Origin of the sequence: Thalassolituus pacificus, from assembly GCF_025318105.1 — a bacterium.
Classification (GTDB): Bacteria; Pseudomonadota; Gammaproteobacteria; order Pseudomonadales; family Oceanobacteraceae; genus Venatoribacter; species Venatoribacter pacificus.
This window is the reverse complement of record NZ_JAOANI010000031.1, coordinates 71,177-97,501: the sequence shown is the minus strand read 5'-3', so window position 1 is coordinate 97,501 and position 26,325 is coordinate 71,177. Positions and strand designations below refer to the sequence as shown.

Annotated in this window: 17 protein-coding genes; 7 read left to right on the top strand and 10 right to left on the bottom strand. The window is 54.3% G+C overall.

The window, feature by feature from the left end; all coding sequences use genetic code 11:
- The first annotated feature begins 116 nt into the window (after window positions 1-116).
- A complete protein-coding gene (rmf, locus tag NYR02_RS18765) occupies window positions 117-311 on the top strand; it encodes a ribosome modulation factor (protein WP_145469485.1) in 195 nt (64 codons plus the stop codon).
- A 105-nt stretch (window positions 312-416) separates the two neighbouring features.
- Here rmf and NYR02_RS18760 read toward each other — a convergent pair whose 3' ends face one another.
- The 4 genes from NYR02_RS18760 to NYR02_RS18745 all read right to left on the bottom strand — a co-directional run bounded on the left by NYR02_RS18760 (window position 417) and on the right by NYR02_RS18745 (window position 7,871).
- Window positions 417-1,448, bottom strand: a complete 1,032-nt coding sequence (locus tag NYR02_RS18760) for a quinone-dependent dihydroorotate dehydrogenase (RefSeq protein WP_260977896.1) — start codon at window positions 1,446-1,448, stop codon at window positions 417-419.
- A 106-nt stretch (window positions 1,449-1,554) separates the two neighbouring features.
- A complete protein-coding gene (locus NYR02_RS18755) occupies window positions 1,555-1,779 on the bottom strand; it encodes a DUF2835 domain-containing protein (protein ID WP_260977895.1) in 225 nt (74 codons plus the stop codon).
- A gap of 2 nt (window positions 1,780-1,781) precedes the next feature.
- Entirely contained in the window at window positions 1,782-2,837 is a 1,056-nt protein-coding gene (locus NYR02_RS18750; RefSeq protein WP_260977894.1) for a hypothetical protein, read from the bottom strand.
- Window positions 2,838-3,020: 183 nt separating this feature from the next.
- Window positions 3,021-7,871 (bottom strand): NAD-glutamate dehydrogenase, encoded by a 4,851-nt coding sequence (locus tag NYR02_RS18745; RefSeq protein ID WP_260977893.1) that lies wholly within the window; start codon window positions 7,869-7,871, stop codon window positions 3,021-3,023.
- Between the two features lie 181 nt (window positions 7,872-8,052).
- Here NYR02_RS18745 and NYR02_RS18740 point away from each other — a divergent pair, with 181 nt between their 5' ends.
- Genes NYR02_RS18740 through NYR02_RS18715 form a run of 6 tightly spaced genes read left to right on the top strand, consistent with a single transcriptional unit; the run spans window position 8,053 to window position 15,283 of the window.
- A complete protein-coding gene (locus tag NYR02_RS18740; protein WP_260977892.1) occupies window positions 8,053-9,012 on the top strand; it encodes an AAA family ATPase in 960 nt (319 codons plus the stop codon).
- Window positions 9,012-10,013, top strand: coding sequence for a DUF58 domain-containing protein (locus NYR02_RS18735; protein ID WP_260977891.1), 1,002 nt, complete (start codon window positions 9,012-9,014; stop codon window positions 10,011-10,013). Before NYR02_RS18740 ends, NYR02_RS18735 begins: the two co-directional genes overlap by 1 nt.
- Entirely contained in the window at window positions 10,010-10,546 is a 537-nt protein-coding gene (locus tag NYR02_RS18730; protein WP_260977890.1) for a DUF4381 domain-containing protein, read from the top strand. The genes NYR02_RS18735 and NYR02_RS18730 overlap by 4 nt, the downstream gene beginning before the upstream one ends.
- On the top strand, window positions 10,546-11,550 hold the full coding sequence (locus tag NYR02_RS18725) for a vWA domain-containing protein (RefSeq protein ID WP_260977889.1): 1,005 nt from the start codon (window positions 10,546-10,548) through the stop codon (window positions 11,548-11,550). The genes NYR02_RS18730 and NYR02_RS18725 overlap by 1 nt, the downstream gene beginning before the upstream one ends.
- Complete coding sequence (locus NYR02_RS18720; protein ID WP_260977888.1) at window positions 11,550-13,544, top strand: VWA domain-containing protein; 1,995 nt, start codon at window positions 11,550-11,552, stop codon at window positions 13,542-13,544. Before NYR02_RS18725 ends, NYR02_RS18720 begins: the two co-directional genes overlap by 1 nt.
- Window positions 13,538-15,283, top strand: a complete 1,746-nt coding sequence (locus tag NYR02_RS18715; protein ID WP_260977887.1) for a BatD family protein — start codon at window positions 13,538-13,540, stop codon at window positions 15,281-15,283. The genes NYR02_RS18720 and NYR02_RS18715 overlap by 7 nt, the downstream gene beginning before the upstream one ends.
- Before the next feature lie 134 nt (window positions 15,284-15,417).
- Here the strand turns inward: NYR02_RS18715 and NYR02_RS18710 are convergent, their stop codons facing one another.
- From NYR02_RS18710 to NYR02_RS18685, 6 genes are all read right to left on the bottom strand, one after another.
- The gene (locus NYR02_RS18710; protein WP_260977886.1) at window positions 15,418-17,262 is read right to left on the bottom strand and encodes a PAS domain S-box protein; all 1,845 of its coding nucleotides are present in this window, start codon (window positions 17,260-17,262) and stop codon (window positions 15,418-15,420) included.
- 139 nt (window positions 17,263-17,401) lie between these two features.
- Window positions 17,402-18,091 carry a transglycosylase SLT domain-containing protein gene (locus tag NYR02_RS18705; protein ID WP_260977885.1) on the bottom strand — a complete coding sequence of 230 codons (690 nt, stop codon included), beginning with the start codon at window positions 18,089-18,091 and terminating at the stop codon, window positions 17,402-17,404.
- A 40-nt stretch (window positions 18,092-18,131) separates the two neighbouring features.
- On the bottom strand, window positions 18,132-20,201 hold the full coding sequence (gene ligA, locus NYR02_RS18700) for an NAD-dependent DNA ligase LigA (protein ID WP_260977920.1): 2,070 nt from the start codon (window positions 20,199-20,201) through the stop codon (window positions 18,132-18,134).
- A gap of 37 nt (window positions 20,202-20,238) precedes the next feature.
- Window positions 20,239-21,825 (bottom strand): cell division protein ZipA, encoded by a 1,587-nt coding sequence (locus NYR02_RS18695; RefSeq protein WP_260977884.1) that lies wholly within the window; start codon window positions 21,823-21,825, stop codon window positions 20,239-20,241.
- A gap of 241 nt (window positions 21,826-22,066) precedes the next feature.
- A complete protein-coding gene (gene smc / locus NYR02_RS18690; protein ID WP_260977883.1) occupies window positions 22,067-25,579 on the bottom strand; it encodes a chromosome segregation protein SMC in 3,513 nt (1,170 codons plus the stop codon).
- Window positions 25,570-26,241, bottom strand: a complete 672-nt coding sequence (locus NYR02_RS18685; protein WP_260977882.1) for a GntR family transcriptional regulator — start codon at window positions 26,239-26,241, stop codon at window positions 25,570-25,572. The genes smc and NYR02_RS18685 overlap by 10 nt, the downstream gene beginning before the upstream one ends.
- Window positions 26,242-26,325 lie beyond the last annotated feature (84 nt).

Here is a 26,325-nt window from a genome sequence, read left to right as displayed (position 1 = left end):
TAGAAGTAATAAATAATTAACATTACTCACCGGCCTGAGGTACAACAGGGGTTCGGTCAGTGATTCAACCAGTTGTTCTGGCCGTCGAGCAAATAACTTTAGCGAGGAAGCTTTCTATGAAAAAACAGAAACGCGACATGCAGGAAAGAGCTTTTGCACGTGGTTATCGCGCTGGCGTTGAGCGCCGTTCAAAAGATCTTGCACCCATAGGACCACAACGAGACTCCTGGCTTGCAGGTTGGCGCTCCGGTCGTGCCGATCACTGGGATGGTTACACCGGCGTTTCTGGCATTCATAAAATGGCCGTATGACGTTCTTCAGGGCTTAACGCCCGTTGTGCACGCTTCCTCTTCAGGGAAGCAAAGCCCTGCCATGAGCAGGGCTTTTTTATGCAAACATACATCCGCCGGGCGCTATCAGCCCTGTGTGCGTAAATCTGCCAGTGCATCCACCGCTTCGCGGATTAACTCAGGACCACGGTAAATAAAGCCGGAGTAAATCTGTACCAGCGAAGCACCCGCCTTTATTTTTTCAGCCGCACCTTCGCCATCCAGAATGCCACCCACACCCATCACCGGCAGCTTACCCGCCAGTGCCTGACACAGATGCTCAACGGTTTCAGTGGCCAGATCTTCCAGTGGTGCGCCACTCAGGCCACCGGCTTCGTTACCGAAACGCAGACCCTGAACGCCTTCGCGCGACAACGTGGTATTGGTGGCAATCACGCCGTCAATACCACTGTTGATGAACGTTTCTGCCACCAGCGCTACATCGTCTTCTTCCATATCCGGGGCGATTTTGACGAACACCGGCTTGTAACCGAATTCTTTGGCCAGCTCCAGCTGGCGCGCTTTGATGGGCTCCAGCAAGTGTTTCAGCGAATCGCCAAACTGCAGGGTACGCAGCCCCGGCGTATTCGGAGAGGAGATATTCACCGTAATGTAAGTGGCATGCTCGTATACCTTGTCGAGGCAGATCAGGTAATCCGAGGTGGCATTTTCCACTGCGGTATCAAAGTTTTTACCGATATTAATGCCCAGCACACCACGATATTTAGCCGCTTTTACCCGCTCAACCAGATGATCAACCCCTTTATTGTTGAATCCCATGCGGTTGATGATGGCCTGACGCTCCGGAATACGGAACAGACGCGGCTTAGGATTACCCGGTTGTGGACGCGGTGTAACGGTGCCAATCTCAATAAAACCAAAGCCTAAACGGGCAAAGGCATCGATATAGTCACCGTTTTTATCCAGACCCGCCGCTAAACCCACCGGGTTGGGAAATTCAATCCCGGCGACGGTGGTTGGCAGCGCTGCCACCTGGGGCGCAAGAAACTGCAGCAGTCCAAGGCGTTCGGTAGCCCCCAGCATATCCAATCCCAGTTCGTGGGAAGTTTCACCGTTCAGACGAAACATCAGGGAGCGACTCAGAGCATACCAATCCATAACAGACCTCAGTTGATAAAGCGGGTGGCAAAACGGTCGGCATTATATGTCAGTACGTCGGCGCTGTAGACGATTTAGCGCAAAAAAACGTGTTGTACGGTGAAAGTCAGGCTCCCAGGCGCACGATGCGCTGAAATTTGCCCTGATCATCGAATTCAATGGCAAAACGGCCATAAATGCCTTCATGCTGCACCACCTGTTGCAGCACATTGGCAGGGAAACGAATAGTGCGCCCATCCAGCGCCTGCGCCACCACCTGCTTCACCTGGCCACGGTAAAAGCGTTGATACTCCTGCGCGGAAATCGCCAGATTCAATTCAATACGCTGCATGATTATTCCTGTATCGCCTCCGCACGACGGGCTTCCGTCAGTTGAGGCTGTGGCTGCTGCCGCCAGAACTCCAGCTGTTGACGCAATTCACGAATCCGCTCCAGCACGCCCTGGGGTAATCGCACTTCCTGCATAAAAGCGCGCTGCGCCAGAATCACTTCCGGTTGCAGGTAGTCCGGTAAAACCCGCAAGCCGGAACGGTTAAGCACCCGTTCCTGCCACCGGCCATAGGTGTTCTGCGGCAACGACTGTGGCGTACAGACCGGCTGATAACGCAGCACCTGCCGCAGCATGTCCAAACTGCGGAACGCTGAGCAATTCACGCTTTCGTTCCAGGCAGAATCCACATAGCCCTGAAAATGAAATGCCTCGGCCAGCTGCCAGCGCTGATCTTCACAACGCACATAAGGCGCAACCTCAAGGCCGGTTAATGGATCCGGATAGTTTGCCAGAATACGGTTCCAGAAACGCAGGCCGTTCAGGTTTGCAGCCAGATCGGCAAAAGAAAAAACGCCGGTAGTCTGTGCACCAAAATATAAAGATTCTGACCATTCACCAAACAACAGCGCCTCTTCGACCGTATCACGCAGCTGATCGGTAACTTCAAAATAGCTGTAGCCTTCGGTAAAAAAATGCCCCAGTTTATCACTGCCGATTTCCACGCCATTCACCCGGATAACCGCCGCCACCCGCTCGCTTAACACCAGCGAAGGTGATTGCTGCCAGATGAAATCCCGATACACCGAGGCGCGGAACGGAACGCTGTGCCGACTGATCTGCGGATGCTCTTCGGCAAAGGTTTCGAGCTGGCCAATGACTGGACGGGCGAGTTCCCAGGCCAGAGCGTCGTACAGGCGCTCCTCTTCACAAGCGGGGTATTCCAGACCCGACTGGGAGCGTAACTGCGGGGGTTTAATCACCGGGCGGTTTGCCATCGTAATGGCCAGTTGCAGGCGGCGATTAACCTCCTGCTCCAATAAGGGTGTGGCATCCGCCAATGGCGGCATTAACGCTGAATGGCCGCTGAACTGATCCACTTCTGCGGCCAATACCGACAAAGACGCTATCCCTGAAAAGCTGATCAACCATAAAAAACGGAAGAGAAAATGCCGGGCGGCCAACAATGATTTCACCATGACACAAAAAGTAACGGCAGAATCATAAAGCTTTCTGCCGTTACTCACTACACGAGCGCACTTCTGAGGAATTCAGCACCCGCTTCGGTTTACTGCAAAATGTGGTTAAAGAGGCTCCCCTTCAACACAAGGGCGCTGGTGGCGACTGGCCTGAGCCAAATCCAGCAGTTCCCGTAAGGCAACAGACAGCATGGTAAACTCCAGCGTATCCGCCGCTTTCAGCTCATTCAGCATGTTCGCCCAGCGAGCCACCAGTGAAGCATACTCTTCCTCCCACTGAGCAATCGAATCGGCCAGCGATACACCATCTTCCTGCGCACCGAGAATACCGACGGTCAGAGCCCTTTGCTGCCAATCGAGATCATCACGCAACGTTTCCCGAGCCAGTGCTTCCCAATGGCTGTTGGATGGCAGCGCATTCACCTGCTGGATAAACCAGTTCAGCGATAAGTGCTCACCCATTTCAAAATAGGCTTCTGCAACCTGACGGATGTCGCGGCCGGTTTGAGCGGCGGCTTCAATAATACCCAGCGCAGAATACAGATTGGCTGCCCCCGCGGTTAACGCCGCCAGTGCTTCCGGCACGCCAGCTTCAACGCGGCGGTTATACACTTCCTGCCAACGCTCCAGCGCCGAACCTTTAAGGGTTCGGCCCAGCTCGGCGGCGATGCTCTGTACCGCCGGTTTAAAACGCGCGACCTCCGCGCCGATATCAATTTTGGCGCGACGGTTACGTAAAAACCAACGGCTGGCGCGACGCACCAGACGCATCAGATCGGCCATCATATCTTCCTGCTCGGCCGTGCTGATGTGATAATCCATCGCCGTAATCGCCTGCCAATGTTCCGGCAAAGCAAAAATATCGCGGGCAGTAATATACGAGCGGGCAATATCACTCATATTCGCGCCGGTTGAATCGTGCAGACGGTTAACGAACGTTATCCCCATGTAATTGACCATATCGTTGGCCAGCTGCGTGGCGATAATCTCCCGGCGCAAGCGATGATGACTCAGCGGTTCCGCGAAGCGTTCACAGAAAGCGTTTGGAAAGGCGGTATGTAAAATACTGGCCACGTATTCATCGTCATAAATATCGGGATGGTTCAGCTGTTCTTTTAAATCGGCCTTGGTGTAAGAAATCAACACCGCCAGCTCCGGACGGGTCAGCCCCTGACTGGCCGCTCGACGCTCCATTAAGACTTCTTCGTTGGGCAAAAACTCAAGTGCTCTGTTGAGTTTGCCGTGGCTTTCATATTCCCGCATCAGACGCACATATTCATCTAAGCGTACTTTACAATCACGGTATGCCAGCGCGATTGCCTGGGTCTGGCGGTAGTTATTATTCAGCACCAGCCGGGCAACATCGTCGGTCTGTTGCATAAATATTTCGTTACGTTGTTTGCGCGTCAGATCACCACTGTCGAGTACTTCGTTAAGCATAATTTTGATATTCACTTCGTGGTCGGAGCAATCCACACCACCGGCGTTATCAATAAAATCGGTGTATGACGCCCCGCCCTTCAGGCCGTATTCAACACGACCTAACTGAGTCATCCCCAGATTACCGCCCTCGCCGATGACCTTAGCCCGAACTTCTTTACCGTTAATGCGCAGGCCATCATTGGCTTTATCACCCACCTGAGAATGACGCTCGGCTGAAGATTTAATATAAGTACCGATCCCACCATTCCAGATCAGATCAACCGGGGCGCGTAAAATGGCTTTGATTAAATCATTGGGTGGCAAACGGTCTTCAACAATGCCAAAGCGCTGCTTCATCTCCAGAGAAACCGGCACACTCTTGGCCGAACGCAGAAAAATTCCACCGCCTTTGGATATCAGTTCTTTGTTGTAATCATCCCAGCTGGAACGTGGCAGCTCGAACAGCCGCTTCCGCTCTACAAAGCTGCGTGCGGCATCCGGGTTAGGGTCAACAAAGATATGCATATGGTTAAACGCGGACACCAGGCAAATATGCTCGGATAACAGCATGCCGTTACCAAAGACATCTCCGGCCATATCACCGATACCGACCACGCTGAAATCCGTTTCCTGAATATTAATCCCCTGCTCACGGAAATGCCGTTGCACGGATACCCAGGCTCCACGGGCAGTAATGCCCATTTTTTTATGGTCATAACCAATCGAACCACCGGAAGCAAAAGCATCGCCCATCCAGAAACCACGGGTTACCGCAATTTCGTTGGCAATATCGGAGAATGTCGCCGTGCCTTTGTCAGCCGCAACCACCAGGTAGGGATCATCATCATCGTGACGAATCACATTCTGCGGCGGTACAACCTGCCCTTCGACCAGATTATCGGTTACGTCCAGCAAGGCACTGATAAACGTCTGATAGCTGGCAATCCCTTCTGCCATAAACGCATCGCGGCCGCCGTCTTTGGGCAGGCACTTGGCAATAAAACCGCCTTTGGCACCCACCGGTACGATGACCGCATTTTTAACCTGCTGGGCTTTTACCAGTCCCAGCACCTCAGTGCGGAAATCATCACTGCGATCCGACCAGCGCAAGCCACCACGGGCCACCCGGCCACCCCGCAGATGCACACCTTCGACACGAGGTGAGTAGACAAATATTTCAAACATGGGGCGCGGCAAAGGCATATCGCTGATCGCCGCCGGATTCATTTTCAACGACAGGTAGGATTTGCTTTGGCTGTGGTCATCCAGCTGGAAAAAGTTGGTACGTAAGGTTGCCTTAATCAAATCAATGTAGCGGCGGATGGTGCGGTCTTCATTCAGTTGGTCAACACCATCCAGTGCTTCGATCAATTGCTGCTCACATTGACTGATATCGTCATCGCGCTGTTCCAGCGAGCGATCCTGTAAACCGAAGCGCAGATGAAACATGTGCACCAGCTTGGCGCTGATATCAATATAGCGGCACAGGGTCTCGGCGATGTAGCTTTCGGAAATGCCAAAGCGGATTTGCTTCATATAGCGGGCATAAGCACGCAGTATAGAGATATCTTTCCAGCTTAACTGTCCGCCCAACACTAAACGGTTAAAGCCATCATTCTCAGCCTGACCTTCCCATACGGCGCGGAAAGAATCCTGAAACAAGCCTTTCACTGCGGCAATATTAATGCTGTCCGATAAGGTATAACGCAGCAGGAAATTATGAATCCAGATGCGTTCGCCATCGGCACAGATAATTTCGTAAGGGTGCTCGCCCATCACCCGCAACCCAAGATTCTCCAACACCGGAATAACATCAGACAGTGGCAGAATGGTCTTGCGGTTAAACAGTTTAAAACGCAGTTCGTTATCACCTTCTTCCAGTTCACGATAAAAACTCATCGCCAACTGGCCGTCCCCCTGCTCGCACAGGTGCTCCATATGCTGTACATCCACCACCGCAGTACGGGCACTGAAGCTTTCGCGATAACCGGCCGGAAAGGCATCACGATAACGGTGAAACTGGTGATTCCCTTTTTCTTCTCCCGCCTGCTCAATAAGTGCATCATGCAGATCGTCCTGCCAGGAACGGGCAACCTGCCGGATTTTTCTGGCAACGGCCTGTTCATCAAAGACCACCGGTTTATCGGGATTAAGACGCAAGGTGTACTGCGTTCGGGCCAGAATGGATTCAGAAAAATAGGTATTAAATTCAATATCCAGCGGTGAAAACTCGGCGGTTAAAACCGCTTCAATCCGCTGGCGCAGTTCGGTGTTATAGATATCCCGTGGCACATAGGCCAGACAGGACACAAATTTACTGTAGGAGTCTTTACGCAGATACACCCGCGTCTGGCGGCGTTCCTGAATATTCAGAATGCTCAGCGAGGTTCGGTGCAATTGCTCCGCGGTGGATTGGAACAGCTCGTCGCGCGGATACACTTCCAGAATACGGTTCAGTTCTTTACCACTGTGACTCGCCGGATTGAAGTCCGCCATTTTCCGCACTTCGTTCAGCTTCTCACGCACCAGCGGAATATTATTCGGTGTTTCAATATATACCATCGAGGTATACAGCCCCATAAAGCGCACACCGCCGGTGACTTCGCCCTCTTTATTAAAGAATTTAACCACCACATAATCCGGATAAGCCGGACGATGCACCCGGCTTCGGCTGCCGGATTTCATAAAACTGACGATCTGCTGATTGGTGATAAAATCACGCACTTCGTCTTCCAGATCACGTAACAATAAACGATCACGACTGGCTTTATTGTAATTAAACAGCCCCAGATCCTGCGTACTGTCGCGCACGACGTACTGCTCTTTACCTTCACTTTCTATATGAAATTCATCGCAGGCCAGAAAAGTAAAATGGTTACTGATCAGCCAGCGTAAAAACTCCTGGGCTTCTTTATAGTCCGCCGCACGGTCTTTATGATGAGGTTTACTCAGACGGGCAAGGGTGGTTTCTGCTTTTTTGACGATGGTCGGAAAATCATTAACGCAGGCGTTTACTTCGGCAATAATTTCCAGCAGCTCTTCCGTCAGGGATTGCAGTAATGCCGTATCGGAATGATGGTCAAACTCTATATAAATAATGGCTTCAGCCGTTGTTCCTTTATCGTCTTTGTGCCAGTCGTTTTCCGTTTTCAGCTGGTGTTTTTTATCACGCTGAGCGTTCAGTACGCAGTAATGAATCGAATGCAATGACAACTGCCGGGCATTCAGTTGCATGCGCACCGAATCAACCAGAAATGGCATATCATCGCAGACAATTTCTACCACCGTATGAATCGACTGCCAGCCATGATTTTCGTAATCAGGATTAAACACCCGCACCTTAGGCTGATGCGGTTTACGCTGTTGAATAAACTGCCAACAGGACAGTGTTGCACCATAAACATCTTCTACCGAACGAGCCAGCAGCTCATCCGCGGGGGCCCCTGAAAAATACAAATCGGCAAAGCGTTGCAGTACAGCCGCCTGCTCGTTATGGTTACGTTCCTTAATAAGGGTGTGCAAAGCAGTTAGCATAGTGGTATCCGTATTGAGCCCTGATAACGCCTAAGCTTAGATCATTTCGCCACCAGCGCGGTCTCCACACCGAATTAAGCAGCACGGTGAACTTTCTCCAACGCAACCAATCAGAGCCATTGACCAAATGCTTTGAGTCTCTAAAATCCGAATCAAATCAACGCTCTGGGATAAAAAGAAGATGACTGAACAACAGGGTTTTGCGCGCTTAAAAGAAGCACTGCAACAACAGATTATTGGCCAGCCGCATCTTGTTGAACGCTTGTTAATTTGTTTATTAAGTGATGGCCACTTACTGGTTGAAGGCGCTCCCGGTCTGGCCAAAACCAAAGCCATCAACGCACTGGCTGATCGCATTGAAGGGGATTTCAAGCGCATTCAGTTCACCCCCGATCTGCTGCCCGGCGATATTACCGGTACCGAAATTTACCGCCCGCAACAACAGACCTTTGATTTTCAGGCCGGGCCCATTTTTCACAACCTGATCCTGGCCGACGAAATAAACCGTGCTCCCGCCAAAGTGCAGAGCGCCTTGCTTGAAGCCATGGCCGAGCGTCAGGTGACGGTTGGCGGAGTAACCCGTCCGCTGTCGTCCTTATTTATGGTCATGGCCACGCAAAACCCCATTGAGCAGGAAGGCACCTACCCATTGCCGGAAGCTCAGCTCGACCGTTTTGTCATGCACGTGGTGATTGATTACCCGGACAGCGAAGCCGAGCAGAAAATTCTGCGCCTGGCCCGTGGCGAAGCCATGCAGCAACACAGCAGTGAAGTGGTCAAGCTGTCGCAGGAGATGGTGTTCGCTGCCCGCCAGCAGGTGCTGAATCTGCATATGAGCGATGCCGTTGAGCAATACCTGGTACAGCTGGTCATGGCCAGCCGCCGCCCGGAGCATTACGGTAAAGACCTCGCCAGCTGGATCGAATACGGTGCCAGCCCGCGCGGTACTATTGCCCTCGACCGCTGCGCCCGTGCCCACGCCTGGCTGAACGGACGCGATTACGTCAGCCCTGACGATGTACAGGCCGTGGCCCACGATGTGCTGCGTCACCGCCTGCTGCTCAGCTTTGAAGCCGAAGCCTCGGGTATGACGGTGAACAAAGTCATTAATGAACTGCTGCAACGGGTACCGGTTGTTTAATGGTGCAGGACGTATTTTCGCAGCGTCAGCAGACGCAGGCGGCCGCGCTGCACAGTGGCCAGTTTTCGGCCGGAGCAGAAATTTTGCCGGCCAACCTGGTTCAGCTGCGCACGCTGGCACGCCAGTTACCGCTGCATAAACAGAAAAAAGTGCTGAATGATCTGGCTGGCAGTCATGCTTCGGCGATCCGTGGCCGTGGTCTGGATTACGCCGAAGTGCGTGAATATCAGGCCGGTGATGATATCCGCGCGATGGACTGGCGCGTGACGGCGCGCACCGGTGATGCGCATGTCAAAGTGTTCCGCGAAGAAAAAGAACGGCCGGTCCTGCTGGTCTGTGATTTGCGCGCCGGCATGCGCTTTGGCAGCCGCCGGGCACTGAAGCAGGTGGTTGCTGCCGACCTCACCGCGCTGTTTGCCTGGGCCGCCCTTGAGCACGGTGACCGCATTGGTGCCCTGCTGTTTAACGATGAACAGGAAACCGATTTGCGCCCCAAAACCGGCCGCAAACAGGTACTGCAGTTATTAAGCGAATTACCGGCACTGCCCGCGTCAGCGGCGGTTGAACCACAACAGCGCATGCAGCAGATATGTCGTCATCTGCGCCGCATTGCCCGCCCCGGCAGCGCCATTTATTTTATCAGTGACTGGGCAGGCTTTGATGCCGAGTGCGAACAACAACTGCACGCAGTGACCCGCCATTGCGATCTGGTTGCCATCCATATTTCCGATCCGCTGGAAGCCGAATTACCACCGCCGGGTCTCTATACCCTGAGCGACGGTCAGCAGCGTTTATCCCTCGACAGCACCACCAGCGCTCAGCGCCACGATTACCACCAGGCTTTCAGCGATCGCCTGTCACTGCTGCAACAACAGCTGCAACGCATAAAAGTACCCCTGATCACGCTGAGCACCAGCGACGCCGATCCGCTGCCGTTACTGCGTCAGGGATTAGGGCTGGGCATGCTCAGCCGGGCCAGCGGAGGGAAGCGCGGAGCATGAAACCACAAGCCGAATCCCTGCCACTGTACGATATTCATCTGCCCGACCCGGTCAGTGCCTGGCCACCCGCTCCCGGATGGTGGTTGCTGCTCGCCGTGGTGATTATTGCCGTGCTCGTCGCGGCATTCTGGTGGCGACGGCAATACCAGCAACAACAGCGCCGGCGCGATTGTCTGCAGCAACTGCAACACCTGCGCTCCCATTTTGATAAAACCGATGCTCAGGCCTGCGCACAGATTAATGAGATTCTTAAGCTGTATTGCCAGCAACACTTTCCAGCCGCTATCGCGCTGCATGGTCAGGCCTGGATCGAATTTCTTAACCACAGCACAAAAACACCGCTGTTCAGCAACCAAAGCGCGCGGGCTCTGGCCGAGGCGCCTTATGCACCCGACCGCGCCGACTGGCGTCAGCACTATGGTGATCTGAACGACCTGCTGGCACTGGCACAACGCTGGCTAAAAAGCGCGCAAACACCACAGACACAGCTAAAAGCACAACAGCAACAAGCAACAACAACGGAGGCCAACTGATGGAGTTTCACTGGCCCTGGGCTTTTTTCCTGTTACCGCTGCCATGGATCATCCGTGCTTTTTTACCGCCGTTGAAAATGGAACAGGCGGCACTGAAAGTTCCGTCGCTCAGCCCCTGGCAACTGAGCAAAAACACCCGCAGCAAGCGGCAAACCACCAATAACCTGAGTGGCTGGCTGCTGCCACTGACGTTATGGATTGCGCTGGTCGGTGCGCTGGCACGCCCATATCAGATGGGCGAAATCGTACAAATGCCGGTCTCCGGCCGTGACCTGATGCTGGCGGTGGATATTTCCCAGAGTATGGAAATTGAAGACATGCGCCTGAACAATAAACCCGCCAACCGATTGGCCGTGGTTAAACAGGTGGTCAGCCAGTTTATCGAACAGCGCAGCGGCGACCGCATGGGTCTGATTCTGTTCGGCAGCAATGCCTATCTGCAGGCACCACTGACCTTTGATGCTCGCACCGTCAGCACCTTTCTGAACGAAGCTCAGATCGGTCTGGCGGGCAAAAAAACCGCCATCGGTGATGCCATCGGCTTAACCATCAAACGTCTGCAGAATAACCCGGAACAAAGCCGGGTGATGATTTTGCTGACCGACGGCGCCAACACCGCCGGTGAAATTGAGCCATTAAAAGCCGCTGAACTGGCCGCCAGTAATGGCGTAAAAATCTACACCATTGGCCTTGGTGCCGATGTAATGGAGGTGTCCAGTTTCTTTGGCACACGTAAGGTCAACCCATCACGGGATCTGGACGAAAATGCCCTGCGTGAAATTGCCCGGCAAACCGGTGGTGCCTTTTTCCGCGCACGTGATACCGAAGAGCTGCAAAAGATTTATCAGTTTATTGATGACCTTGAGCCCACGGAAAAAGACCCGCAGATTTACCGCCCACAACAGAGCCTTTTCCACTGGCCATTAGCCATCGCGTTTATCATCAGCCTGCTGATTGCCCTGCAGCAGCGCTTTAGTCGTTTATCTGCCGGAGGTCACGTCTGATGGAGTGGCTCAGTCAGTTTCATTTTTTGCGCCCGCTCTGGTTGCTCGCCGCACTTCCCGCGCTGCTTATCTTCAGCCTGCTGCTGCACCGTGCCCTGAGCAGTGGTCAATGGGCCAGCGTTATTGATGCTCACCTGCTGCCTTACATGCTGGAGCAACGCCCGGGCAACAAACGCCAACAAGGATTGTGGTGGGTATTGGCCGCCTGGCTGCTGGCCTGTATTGCACTGGCCGGACCAAGCTGGGAGAAATTACCGCAGCCGTTGCAGAAAAATCAGGATGCACTGGTGATTTTGCTCGATATGTCCGCCTCAATGGGCGCGCAGGATCTGAAGCCCTCACGGGCGGTACGCGCTATTCAGAAAGTCACCGATATCGTCCGCAGCCGCGCCGATGGCCTCACCGCCCTGGTGGTTTATGCCGGTGATGCACACACCGTCACGCCGCTGACCGATGACCGTGACACCATCGAAAACCTGCTGCCATCGCTGTCACCCTTTATCATGCCCAGCCCCGGCAGCCGTCCGGACAAGGCCATTCGGCTGGCACAGCAACTGGTCACCGATGCCGGCATTCAGCGCGCGCGTCTGCTACTGCTGACCGATGGCATTATCCCAAAAGACATTGAGCGTATCCGTACGGCATTAGATAACCAGCGCTTCCAGCTTAATGTTCTCACCATCGGCACCGCCGAAGGCGCCCCCGTGCCCATGCCCGGTGCCGGTTTTCTGCGCGATGGCAGCGGCACCATTGTGCTGCCGCAACTGGACCTCGGCCCCATCCGCGACTTAAGCCAACAGCTGAATATCCCCTGGCAACCGCTGAGTATTAACGACAGCGACTGGCATACCCTGCTGCCCGACCAACCTCAAGAACTTGACCCGCAAAATCCCGATAATGCGTTTGCCAAATTCGATCAATGGCATGATGCCGGCTACTGGCTGATCATCGCTCTTCTTCCCATTGCCCTGCTGTTATTCCGCCGTGGGGTCTTGTTCAGCCTGTTGCTGCTGCCTTTGTGCTGGCCGGACAACAGCTATGCACTGGAATGGAAAGACCTGTGGCAAACCCCGGACCAGCAAGGGGCTGAACTGTTTGAACAAGACCCGGCCAAAGCCGCTGAAGCATTCAACGACCCGAACTGGCGCGGCAGCGCCGCTTACCGGGCAGGCGATTATGAAAGCGCCGCCAAAGCCTTTGCCGAAGGCCCGCAAACGGCCATCAGCCATTACAACCGTGGTAATGCCCTGTTACAGGCCGGAAAGCCTGATGAAGCCATCGCCGCCTACGATGAAGCCCTGAAGCTGAATCCAGAGATGAAAGAAGCGGCTGCGAACCGCGAGACCGCAGAAAAACTCAAACAACAGAAAGAGCAGCAACAGCAGCAAGACGGTCAGCAACAGGACGGACAGCAGCAAGACGGACAGCAGCAAGACGGACAGCAGCAAAACGGACAGCAGCAAAACGGCCAGCAGCAGGACGGTCAGCAACAGAACGGACAGCAGCAAAACGGACAGCAGCAGGACGGCCAGCAACAGAACGGTCAGCAGCAAAACGCTCAGGATCAAAGCGCAGATGATGCCTTTGCCCAACAGCAGGCAGACAAGCTGGCTCAGCAGGCCAAAAACAAGCGACAGGCCAAAGACAAGCAGCAACCAAACCAGGACGGTGCGGCCGCTCAGCCTGACGATGATTCATCAGAAGAGCAGTCTGAAAGCGCAGCGCAGAGCGCCGGAGAGAAGCAGGAACACGCCGACGATGAGCAAACCCCGCAGTCCATTGCTCAGCAAAATGCGCAGGAGCAGAATGCAAGCCCGGCAAAGCAGCCTGGCGCCGTGGAACAACCGCTCAACAGCCTCAGCCGCGAAGAACAGGCGGCCATGCAGCAGTGGCTGAACCGGGTGCCGGATAACCCCGGCAACCTGCTGCAACGTAAGTTTTTATATCAGTACCGGCAACAGGCCGATCAGGAAAGTGAGGACGTTTTATGGTGATGCGCGATTTGGTCTTTAACCGCATTCACTGGCTGCTGGCGCTGCTGCTGTTCGCCGCTCAGGCTCAGGCAGCCACTTTCAGTGCCAGCGTTGACCGCAAAGAAGTCACCGAGCAGGATACCTTTAACCTGATGCTGCGTTACAGCGAGCAGGTGGGGTTTGGCTCGCCCGACCTGACTCCGCTGCAAAACGACTTTCAGATACTCAATCAGCAACGTTCTAACCAGTTCCGTTCGGTCAACGGCAAAACCGAATCCTTTACCGAATGGACCCTGACCCTGACCGCCAAACGCAGTGGTCAGCTGACCATTCCCCCCATCCGTTTTGATGATCAGCAGAGCCAGCCGATTACCATCAGCGTGCGTGAATTATCCGCCGATGTTAAAGCACAGATTGCCAAAGAGTTTTTCTTCGACATTGAAGTCAGTCAGCAGAGCAACTACTACGTGCAGGGACAAATTCTTTACACCGAAAAACTCTATTACAGCGTCAGCCATGAAGATGCTTCGCTGTCAGAATTTAAGGTCACCGACGCACTGGTGCAGCCCTTGGGCGAGGTTCGCCAATACACCACCATCATTGATGGCCAGCGCCTCGGGGTCTACGAACGCCGTTTTGCTATTTTCCCGGAAGAAAGCGGCGAACTGGTCATTCCCGGCCAGCGCTTTAATGCCCGTATAAGTAATCCTTATGACCGCTGGAGCCGCGGCCGTCAGGGTTCTGCGGTCAGCAAGCCCATCACCCTGCAGATCAAACCCATTCCGCCGAACTATCCGCAGGCGCCCTGGATTCCAGCACAGAATCTGAGCATCAGTGAAACCTTCAGCACGCCGCCGCAGCAATGGGTGGCCGGTGAACCGGTGACCCGCACCCTGACACTGACCGCAAAAGGCCTGCCGGGCAGTCAGCTGCCAGCCATTGCCCTGCCGGTGGTCGATAACCTGCGTTATTACCCGGATCAGAGCCAACAGAACGAACAAAGCAGCGAAGACGGCCTGACCGGCACCTCAGAGCAGTCTATTGCTCTGGTTCCCGGCAGCAGTGGCCGTATTCTGCTGCCGGAGATCCGCATTCCGTGGTGGAATACGCGCAGCGGCACGCTGGAATACGCCGTACTGCCGGCACACAGCATTCAGGTGCAGCCAGCCAAGGGGAGCAGCCCTGCCACCATCCGTCCTGAAGCGCCGACTGATACTGTCTCAATGCAGACATCGGCCGCAATCAGCAGCGCAAGTGAACAGCCAACGCTGTTGTATTGGCAGATCGCCGCCGGGCTTTTACTGTTGAGTAATGCACTGTTATTCATTTTATGGTGGCGTGCCCAGCAGCGGATTCAGGATCAGCCGCGAGCCGCCGCTGACGGCCGCAACAACCCCACAGAAAACACCGAAAAAACGCTGAAGCAACATTGGCAGGCGTTGACCAGAGCCTGTCAGAAAGGGGATGGCGTCGCCATTCGCAGTGCCCTGCTAGGTTGGGTTAATGCAGGTGGTTTAAGCGCAGGAGGTTTAAGCGCCACGATAGCCGCCCGGCACTTACCCCTTGCCAGCTTGAATCAGCTTGCCGGACTTACGGCTGAGCCAAAGCTTCAGGCCGCACTGGCGGAGCTGGATGCGTATCTGTATTCGTCCACGGTAAACTCGGCCTATAACGGCCAGAACCTGCTGTCGCTGCTCAAACAACAACAACGTCCAAGCGCCAATACCACGCAAACCAAACCGGCGCTGTATCCGCTGTAAAACCATGCGCAGACAACGGCGCAAAAGGGAGTGATGCCAAAAGGGAATGATGCCAGACAGAATGACGCAGGTTTACCGGAAGGATAAGCCTGCGTATTGATCGAAGGGATCAACTGAAATGAGCAAGCAGAGGATTACTGGCCGTCTTCCGATGCACAACCCCGGTCATTGGCATCCGTCGCTGACGGCGGCAGCGTCATATCAACAGAATGGCCAGAAGCGTTCTCAGACTCAGCACTGGTATGCGCATGGCTGCCCGCATGCGCGGATTTGTCGAGATACATCGCCTGGTCAGCGACCTCAATCCAGCTGTTAGCGTCAGCCACATCGGGATAGCCGACATAGGCCAAACCGATACTGAAATGAACAGGAAATGTCCCCGTCGGCGTCTGATGGCGTAATACGTTATTACGCAGGTTGCGCAACGCCAGCGATGCTTCGCGGACATTACTCTGCGGCAATACCACCACAAACTCATCACCGGCATAACGCGCCAGAATATCGGTGGCCCGAATATGCTGGCGGATATGCTCGGCCAATGCCTGTAAGGTTTCATCACCGGCGATATGGCCGAAGGTATCGTTAATTTTTTTAAAGTCGTTCAGATCAATAAACAACAGCGAGCATGGCGTCTGATAGCGGCGGTACAATTCCAGCTGATGCTCCAGCTCTTCATACAAAGCCTGGCGATTAATGCAGCCGGTTAACGGATCGGTACGGATCAGTAAATTAAGCCGTTCGGTCGCCTGGTGCGCCTGCTCCAGGGCCTGTGCCATATCGGCTTTAGCTTTCACCTGATCACTGATATCAGTCGCCAGGCCGATGATATATTCCAGTTTACCGGCGTTGTTAAACACACCTTTACCGCTATCAAAAATATGTCGCAGGCCATTCTGCGGATGCTCCACGCGATACTCAATTTCCCAGCGCCCTTCTTTATACCGCTCTATTGCTGCGCGTACCCGCGCCCGGTCATCGTCGTAAATACCGTCGAGAAAACTCTGCGGATTGTCATATAAACTGGCGCAGCTGCGTCCCCATACATATTCATAAGCCGGATTCACAAACAGCATCTGATCCATCGCCGGTGTCGACATCCACACCACCGACTGGATGGTTTCGGCGATGGTACGGAACTTGGTTTCTGACTGCAGCAGCAGTAATTCGGATTGTTTGCGATTACTGATATCTTCGATCACTGAAATAAAATAATCGGGAAAATTCTGTTCATCACGGATCAGAGTGACCGTCAGATTGGCCCAGAAATAGTGCCCGCCCTGATGCAGGTAACGCTTTTCAATGCTGTAAGAGTTGGCGGCACTGTTCAGTAATCCATTCACGTTACCGATATCCAGTTCCAGGTCATCAGGGTGAGTGATGTCCTGAAAACAACGCTCTAACAGTTCTTCACCGCTGTATCCCAGCAGATCACATAAGCGACGGTTTACCCGCAAAAAACGCCCGCCCAGACTGACACTGCAGATACCCACAGCCGAGTGTTCAAACAGCTCATCGTAAGCTTTATGTTGCTCACGCAGCTTACGTTCAGACATCCACAGCGTGCTGGTATCCAGAATACTGGCAATCGCCATGGGCTCGCCGTCGTAATCCACCAGTGCCAGATGAATTTCGGCATTAATCTTCTGGCCACGGGCATCGTTGATCCAGATACGGTTATTCATCCGCCGCTTGCCAGTGGAAGAAAAAAACAGGGCAACCAGATGATGATGCTGACTGCGGATCTCTTCAGGCACCAGAATATCCAGGGTTCTTCCAACCATGGAGCCGTCGTCATAGCCAAGAAAATGGTGCACAGCCCGGTTTGCCATACGGATAATGCCGTGGCTATCCACCAACAATACCGGGTCAGGGCTGAGTTCAAACAGCGGTTCGGCGGGTAATACGCGGGGACGGCGGCGCTGCAACACAACAGCGCTGATGATAACGACGGCTAACAGCAGCCAGGGAAGTACTTCCATGCATACTCCATTACAGACAACCTACCCTGCCAGGAAAATGCGTACAACCTCACCGCATGGCAACAATCCGCTCCGGGACTGTGAATTAAGCCTAGCAGGAAAGCGTCAAAGCGCCGTCGTTTAACAACCTTTTTATCAATCAGCCTCTGTCGGGCATGGCCTTCGGCATCTGGCCTAAACGAACAGGTGGCGGTCTGTTGAAAGTGTCCTGACCAAACAGCGTGCGCCAGAACCAGTTACTGTCGAGGTCTTCCTGACAGCGCACCAACTGCTGTTGGTATTGCTTAGCCCGGCGCTCAACTTTTTTCGCCACCTGAATCAGCCAGGGCTTTTTCTTGTAGGTGCCACGCAGATAACCACCCGCACCGTCGTGATAAGCCAGGTACAAACTGTAAGCATCATGCGGGCGAATACCGGTGCGTTTGATGGTGCGGATGTTGTACCAACCGATAAAATCGACGGCGTCTTCAAAGTCATCACGGTCTGCACCCCAGTTACCGGTCAGGCGCATATATTCTTCCCAGGTCGGGTCCAGGGCCTGGGCATAGCCATAGGCTGAGGACGGACGCGGACCGGGAATGATCCACAGATACCATTTACGCGGCGGACGGTTATCGTCGATAAACTTCGATTCCTGATGAATAAACGCCATGGTCACCGACTCCGGTACGCCATACTTTTTCTTCACCGCCTTGGAGGCGTTATACCAGTCATAATATTCGTCGTAGATATCACAAACGTTGTTGATGTTTTTCGGTTGCGGGGTGGAGCAACCCACCAGTAACAGCAACGCTGCCAATGCCAATATTTGAATAGCAGTCCGGGTCATGCCTGTTCCTTGTTGTTCTGTATCGCCTCACCGCCCTGCTTCAGGGCCGGATACCGTGTTCATCCAGCAACGCCAGAAATGCATTTTCGTCCAGCACGTCAACATTCAGTGATTGCGCCTTGGTCAGTTTGGAACCCGCTTTCTCACCCGCCACCAGAAAATCGGTTTTAGCGGAAACGCTGCCAGCCACTTTAACGCCCAACTGTTCCAATAAGGCTTTAGCATCATCACGACTCATGCCGGTCTGGCTCAGCGTACCGGTAATGACCGCTGTTTTACCGCTCAGCGGTAAATCATCGGCCTGTACCGGCTCTTGCTCAACCCAGCTCACGCCGACCTGCTGCAGTTGTTCAATCACCGTACGGTTATGGGCTTCGGCAAAGAAATTATGCACATGCGCGGCGACCACAGTACCGACATCAGCAACCTCCAGCAACGCCTCGGTATCGGCATCCATAATGCGTTGCAGAAAACCAAAATGCGTCGCCAGATTATTGGCCGTAACCGTTCCCACTTCGCGGATACCCAGCGCATATAAAAACCGGCCTAACGTGGTTTTTTTCGCGGCATTCAAAGCATCAAGAATATTCTGTGCCGATTTTTCGGCCATACGCTCCAGGCCCGCCAGCTGCTCCAACGTCAGATGAAATAAATCATCCACTGAGTCAATTAATCCGGCATCCACCAGCTGTTCAATCAATTTATCGCCCAGCCCTTCGATGTCGAGGGCTTTGCGCGAGGCAAAATGTTTAATCGCTTCTTTACGCTGCGCCGAACACACCAGCCCGCCGGTACAGCGCGCCACCGCTTCGCCTTCAACTTTTTCTACCAGTGAATCACACACCGGGCAATTCGCCGGAATCTGAATCTCACGGGCATCCTCCGGACGTTTTTCCGCCACCACAGAAACAACCTGCGGAATCACATCGCCGGCACGGCGGATGATCACGGTATCGCCAATTTTTACGCCTAAGCGATTAATTTCATCCATATTATGCAACGTGGCATTGGACACAGTAACGCCCGCCACATGCACGGGTTTTAACCGTGCCACCGGGGTAATCGCACCGGTACGGCCAACCTGAAAATCCACGCCGAGCAATTCGGTCATTTCTTCCACCGCCGGAAATTTATAGGCAATGGCCCAGCGCGGTGCTCGGGCAACAAAGCCCAGCGTTTCCTGCAGCGCCAGGTCATCCACTTTAAAGACCGTGCCATCAATTTCGTACGCCAGACGATGACGCTTTTCACCCAGCTGTTCAAAAAAAGCCTGTGCTGCGGCTGCGCCATTCACCACACGCATTTCTTCGTTAATGCGTAAGCCCCAGTGTTTTACTTTTTCCAGAATAGCGCTGTGTGTTGCCGGTAAAACAATGTCGTCACTGACCACGCCGATGCTGTAAGCACAGAATTCCAGTGGCCGTTTGGCAGTAACATTCGGGTCGAGCTGACGCAGCGAACCGGCTGCGGCGTTACGCGGGTTAGCAAAGACTTTTTCGTCATTGGCGCGGGCATTCTCGTTGTACGCCTCAAAACCGGCTTTGGGCATATACACTTCCCCGCGCACTTCGAGACGTGCCGGATAATCCTCGCCCTGTAAACGCAAAGGAATATTCTTAATGGTGCGGACATTGCGGGTGATGTCTTCACCGGTCTGACCATCGCCACGGGTCGCCGCTCGTACCAGCAAGCCTTGCTCGTAAAGAATGCTCACGGCCAGGCCATCCAGTTTCGGCTCGCAAGCCAGCGCAATGTCTTCAGTGGTTTTTAAGCGTTCCTGCAAACGCTGATAAAACGCAGAAAATTCTTCGCTATTCATCGCGTTATCCAGAGATAACATCGGCCGCTCATGGGTAACGCTGACAAATTGGCTGAGGGGTGTTGCCCCGACACGCTGGGTCGGGGAATCGGCGCTGATTAATTGCGGATGCTCAATTTCCAGCTGCTGTAATTCCCGTAATAAGCGGTCGTATTCGGCATCGGGAATACTGGGTTCATCCAACACGTAATAACGGTGATTGTGCAGATTAATTTCGTGGCGCAGCTGCTCAATACGTTGATTAACGCTGGTCGCCGAAATGCTGCTGTCAGAAGAAACAGAGGAGCCCATTGGCTCCTCTGAAAAAAGATCATTTTGTTGTGTCATATTATTTAGCTTGTTTTTTCAGGGCCAGACGCTGGCGTCGTTCAAAATCCATAATTTGCTGGCGATCATGTTCCATGGTTTGCGGTGTTAATGCACTGCGGGCACCGTCGTACACATCGGCATGTAATTTACGCGCAACCACCAATGCCATTTCCGACATGGCTTCGTATGCTTCGCGTGGGTTTTTCGCCCCCGGCAGACTCATAAAGAAACTCAGGCCACGGAAATGCTGCTGCGCCATGGCTGCCGGAACAAAAATACCGGGTTCATAACTCTGCGCGACTGAAAACTGAATACAGCCTTCGCCATCGGCTTGTTCAAAACGGTGGAAAATGTCTTTTTCGCCAAAGCGCAGATCGCAGCTGTTAAACAGAAACAGAATATCTTTGCCGGAAAAACCCAGCGGATCACGCGCAATGGCATGAATTTCCAGCACCAGTTCCGGTATCCCGCGGCTGGCCAGTCGCTCGGCATTGGCACCGGCAAAATTCACCGGCTGCAATGGCAAATCAGACGGCAGTTTGTCCACTTCCTGTTCCAGGTGCGGATCATTTATTTCGGCCAGATCATCGATATGCGTAGATTGCTTTCCATCGGATTCGGCCAGCTCAGGCTTGCTCGGCGTGTCGGTATTTTCTGCCGGGCCCTCAGCGTTGCCTGCTGTGTCCTGAGCGTTGCCTGCGCTGCTGGCGGGAGTTTTTTCATCCGCGGCCTGAGCATCAATCTGCGGTTTGATGTCATCGTCACCCAGTTCTTCGACATCCAGCAGTACCGGAAATTTTTCATCCAGATTGACCGGTCGGGCTTTGGGAATCAGCGGCGATGGCGGGATATCCAGATCTTCTACCCGATGCTCAGATCTGGCCTGAGCAGCGTTGGCATGAATTTCCTGGCTATGACCCAGCTGCATATCGGCATGTTCTGCGCGTTGTTCTGCGCGCTGTTCTGTTCGCTGCTCTGCTGAACTGCCAGCAACGGTATGATCTTCTGCGTCATCGGCTGTCGTGCTTGAGCGGGCGGCAATGCTGCTGTCAGCGTCATCGTTGTCAGGCAAAGATTCAGCAACCGGCGCTTTGGCAGCCGGTTTAACCACCACGGCCGATTTCACCACCCGCGCCGGGCCCAGATCGTCTTCCCACGGAATCACCGGCTCTTCTTCGGTTGAGAAATTACCTTCCAGCTCGGTAAAAACCGGCTCCTGGGCATTGTGACGGGCGCGCTCCTGCTCAGCGGTACGTTGCTGGGCCGAACGGAACCCTAATAACGCATCATCATCGTCGTGTTGCTGGCTGCTTTGCTGCGGGCGCTGGGCATCGTGCTGGGCAGAATGCAGATCATCCTGCTCCACATTCTGGCGGTCGCTATTCCGGTCGTTGCTGTTTCGGGTTGCCGCCGCGTGATTTACCACGCGCGCCCCACCCGGCAGCTCCGGGTTATGGCTGTCATCCGGGAAACGGTAATCGTGGCTGACATCCAGACGCAAAGCTTCCGCACGGGCACGACGCATGCGGCGGAAACCATCAATTAATATTGCCACCATCGCTAATAATCCAATCAGGATCAGGACGGTTCGCCAACTCCATTCCATAGTTGCCTCAGACTTTCATTCACTGTTTTGCCGCTCCGGAAAAGCGCTCGATGGGACATCAGAACGGCAGGGGTTATTTGGGTTCAAAGTGTTACACAACGATTCACGCGAAAACAGACCCCGGACGGCGCTTTTGGCCTCTTTTTTGCGGCCAGGCATTCCTTGGTATGACTTTCCGCCAGCATCGGCTACCACAACAATCTGCTGTCGCAGAGCCGGCCACGACTTTAGTCGCCAGCCATCAGGCGTCGATCATTTCTGCCGCTTCTTCGACATCCACCGACACCAGACGGGAAACCCCCGGCTCGTGCATGGTCACCCCCATCAACTGAGACGCCATTTCCATGGCAATTTTGTTGTGGGTGATATAAATAAACTGCACTTTTTCTGACATCGCCTTCACCAGACGCGCATAGCGGCCAACGTTGGCGTCATCCAGTGGTGCATCCACCTCATCAAGCATACAGAACGGCGCCGGATTCAGCTGGAAGATGGAGAACACCAGCGCGATGGCAGTCAGGGCTTTTTCGCCACCGGACAGCAGATGAATGGTGCTGTTTTTCTTGCCCGGCGGACGCGCCATAATCGCCACCCCGGTGGTCAGCAAATCTTCGTCGGTCAGCTCCAGACAGGCATGGCCGCCACCAAACACTTTCGGGAACAGTTCGGCCAGGCCGGCGTTCATTTTGTCGAACGTTTCCTGGAAGCGGGTACGGGTTTCACGGTCGATTTTCTGGATCGCGCCTTCGAGGGTGTTCAGCGCTTTTTCCAGATCATCATTCTGCGCATCCAGATACACTTTACGCTCGGACTGAATACGGTATTCATCAATCGCGGCGAGGTTAATCGCGCCCAGGCGCTGAATACGTTCGGCAATGCGTGCCAGCTCTTCCTGCCAGCTGTCGGCATCTGCCTCTTCCGGCATATTGTCGAGCACATCTTTTAAGGTGAGCTTTTCTTCCTGCAGGTTTTCTACCAGCGCCTGACGACGGATATCCAGTGCCTGACACTCCATGCGCACTTTTTCCAGTTCGTTACGCACTTCCAGTGCTTTTTTCTCGGCTTCGGCACGGGCCTGCTCCAGTTCGCGCAAGCGGGCGTCGACGGCTTCCAGCGCATGGCGTGCGGCCGACATAATCTGCTCGGCATCGAGACGGCGCTCCAGTAATTCTTCCATTTCCGCTTTCAGCTCGTCGAGGTCGGCGCTGTGATCACGGTTCTGGTTATCGAGAATCTGCTGTTTACGTTCGCGCAGGCGCTGCATCTGGGCGGCCAGACGCTCAATGGCCTGTTGCAGGCTCTGCTCGCGGCTTCTCAGCGTTTGCACTTTCAGTTGCAGCTGATGGGCTTTGTCCTGATGCTGACGCGATTCCATGCGCGCCCGCTCCAGCAGTTGCTGCACGCGGTTACGTTCAGCCTGCAGACGCTCGCGCTCGTCGGTATCGTCATCGATGGCGCTCATTGCTTCCTGCCAGGTCAGGCGCAGCTCTTCCAGCGCTTCGCGCTCCAGCGCCTGCTGCTGACGGGCTTCAGTAATGTCCTGATTGAGTTTGTCGCTGCGCAGGGCAAACTGCTCAGCACGTGCCTGTTTGCCGGACAGCTGAGATTTTAATGTGATGAGTTTCTGGCTGACCTGTTGCTGTTCACGCTGGGCGGTTTCACGCTGCTGCTCCAGCGAACGCAGTTTAAGCTGGTCGGCATCCAGATCGGCATCCCACTCTTCAACCTGAATATCCAGTTCTTCAATCTGATCGTCGAGTACGTCCAGTTCCTGCTGACGCGCCAGTACACCACCTTCGCCATCGGCAGCACGGGCTACACGTAACCAGTTGGGGCCAATCCAGATGCCATCGGCAGTAATAATGGATTCGTGGGCACCCAGCGTACCGCGCGCCGCCAGCGCAGAGGCCAGATCTGCGGCCACTTTAACCCCGGCCAGCAGGCCGCTGACGTCCTGACGGCTCTGCACTTTGGCTGCCAGGGTATCGGCATGGCTGCTGCTAACCGCAGCAGCACCCTGCCCCTGCTGCCATAAACTGAGATGGCCTTCTTTAAAACTGCCGAGCCAGTGTTGGGCGGGGTCGAGCTGATCAATCATGACCGCCTGCAGGTAATCACCCAGAACCGTTTCAACCGCCCGTTCCCAGCCACTTTCGACCTGAATCTGTTCGGCCAGACGCGGTTTACGCGCCAGTTGATGGCTTTCCAGCCAGTGACTAACGGCTTCGGAGCCCTGCCCCAAAGCGGCTTTCTGCAGCGCATCAAGGGTGGCTTTGCGGTTCAGCATCTGCTGTAACTGCGCTTTACCTTCGTCCAGCTGACGGCGTTGCTGCTCCAGCTGTTCGCGGCCATCACTGACCTGTTCCTGCAAGCTGTCGAGGCGCTCCTGCTGACTGTCGGCGGCCAGTTCCTGCTCGCTGACTTCTTCGGCCAGCAGCTGAATTTCTTCCAGCTCCGGGTTGTCTTTCAGCTGCTGCAGTTCCTCTTCCAGACGACGAATCTGCTGGTCAAGACGGGTAAGCTGCTGCTCGCTGTTCTGAATGCGGGTCTGCGCCACTTCTGCCTGGCGGGTCGGTTCACTGGCGCGCTGGGTAAAGCTGTCCCAGGCATCCTGCCAGCGGGCCTGAGATTCTTCGGCTTCCAGCAGCATGGCGCTGGCTTCTTCTTCACCGGCTAACAGCATCTCCAGTTCTGGCTCCAGCAGCATCAGTTCTTCACCGACGGTTTCACGGGCAAGCTGGTCTTCTTCCAGTGATTTCTGCGTTTCGAGAATGGCCTTTTCGGCTTCGGCCATATCCTGATCAAGCTGCAACGCCATCTGCGCCTGATGCTCCAGTTTCTGCTCGTGGCGGGCAATGTGAGCACCTACTTCGTAGTATTTGCTCTGTGCGCTGTTGAACAGATCGCCTTTTTCCTGATGTTCCAGACGCAGGCCTTCGATTTCGGCATCGGCGGCACGCTGTTCAGCCATATGGGCTTCGAACTGGGTCTGATGCTCGGCAATTTTCAGCTCGCGCACGCGGTAGTCCGCATCCAATGCCTGCCATTTCAGGGCCTGCAACTGCGCCTTTTTCTCGCGCTCCTGGGTTTTTAATTCTTTGTACTTTTCTGCCGCCTGGGCCTGACGCTGCAGATGGGATAGCTGCCGCTCCAGCTCCTGACGGATATCCTGCAGGCGCTCAAGGTTTTCATGGGTGCGGCGCATGCGGTTTTCGGTTTCACGGCGGCGTTCTTTGTATTTGGAAATACCGGCGGCTTCTTCCACATACACGCGCAGCTCTTCCGGCTTGGCTTCAATCAGGCGTGAAATCATGCCCTGTTCGATAATGGCGTAGGAGCGCGGACCAAGACCGGTGCCAAGGAAAATATCGGTAATGTCTTTACGGCGGCATTTGCTGCCGTTAAGGAAATAGGTCGATTGCCCATCGCGGGTTACCTGACGGCGCAGGCTGACTTCAGCGTACCCCGCGTACTCTCCACGTAAAGTGCCGTCGCTGTTATCAAAAATCAGATCGACACTGGCTTTGCCCACCGGCTTACGTTCGGACGAACCATTAAAGATAACGTCGGTCATGGCATCGCCGCGCAGATATTTGGCTGAGCTTTCGCCCATCACCCAGCGCACCGCATCAATGGTGTTGGATTTACCACAGCCGTTGGGGCCAACAATACCGGTCATATTGGTGCTGAACGGCACCGTGGTCGGATCAACAAAGGATTTAAAGCCCGCCAGTTTGATGGCTTTTAAGCGCATGTTGAGGCCTCCTCAGCCATCGCTGCCAGCACCAGTTCACGCTGATGCTGACCATAATTCTGTAATAAGCCCGGTAGCGCCTGCAGGTTGCGTTTTAATACCGCTTCCATCAGGCCGGCAAAAAAGCGCGCGGCGTATTCGGTTTCGTGGGGGGAACGACGGATCGCCAGCGCATAAGTTCGGTGCAATACCGGTTGCAGGTCTTCCAGCACTTCCGCCAGATACTGATTGCCGGCAATGGCAAATGCCATGCGCATAAGGACGAAACCGGATTCAACAAAGGCGACTTTGTCTTCGCTTTGCTGCAAGGACTGGATGGCCTGCATCTGTGCCAGCAGCGGCCGGACATTATCATCGGTCCAGTTTTCTGCAACCCGCTGCGCCAGCATGGTGAGCAGATTGATGTACAGATCGTACAGGCTGTTGACGCCTTGCTCTGTCAGCGTTGCCACCACCGCGCCACGACGCGGCAGAATATCAATCAGATGACGGCTTTCGAGTATCAGCAACGCTTCGCGTACCGAACCGCGGCTCACTTCCAGCTCACTGACCACGCGGGTTTCCTGAATCCGTTCAGCGGATTTAAGCTGCCCCTGAATAATGCGTTGCGCCAGATAGCGGGCAATCTGTTCGGAAAGGCTTTCAGGCGCAGAAAAACTCATGGGGGTCTGTTCTCTGTTGATAAAAAAATCCGGCGGCGATGTTAGCACAGAATGCTGCACAACCGGGCTATGCCGAACCCTGCT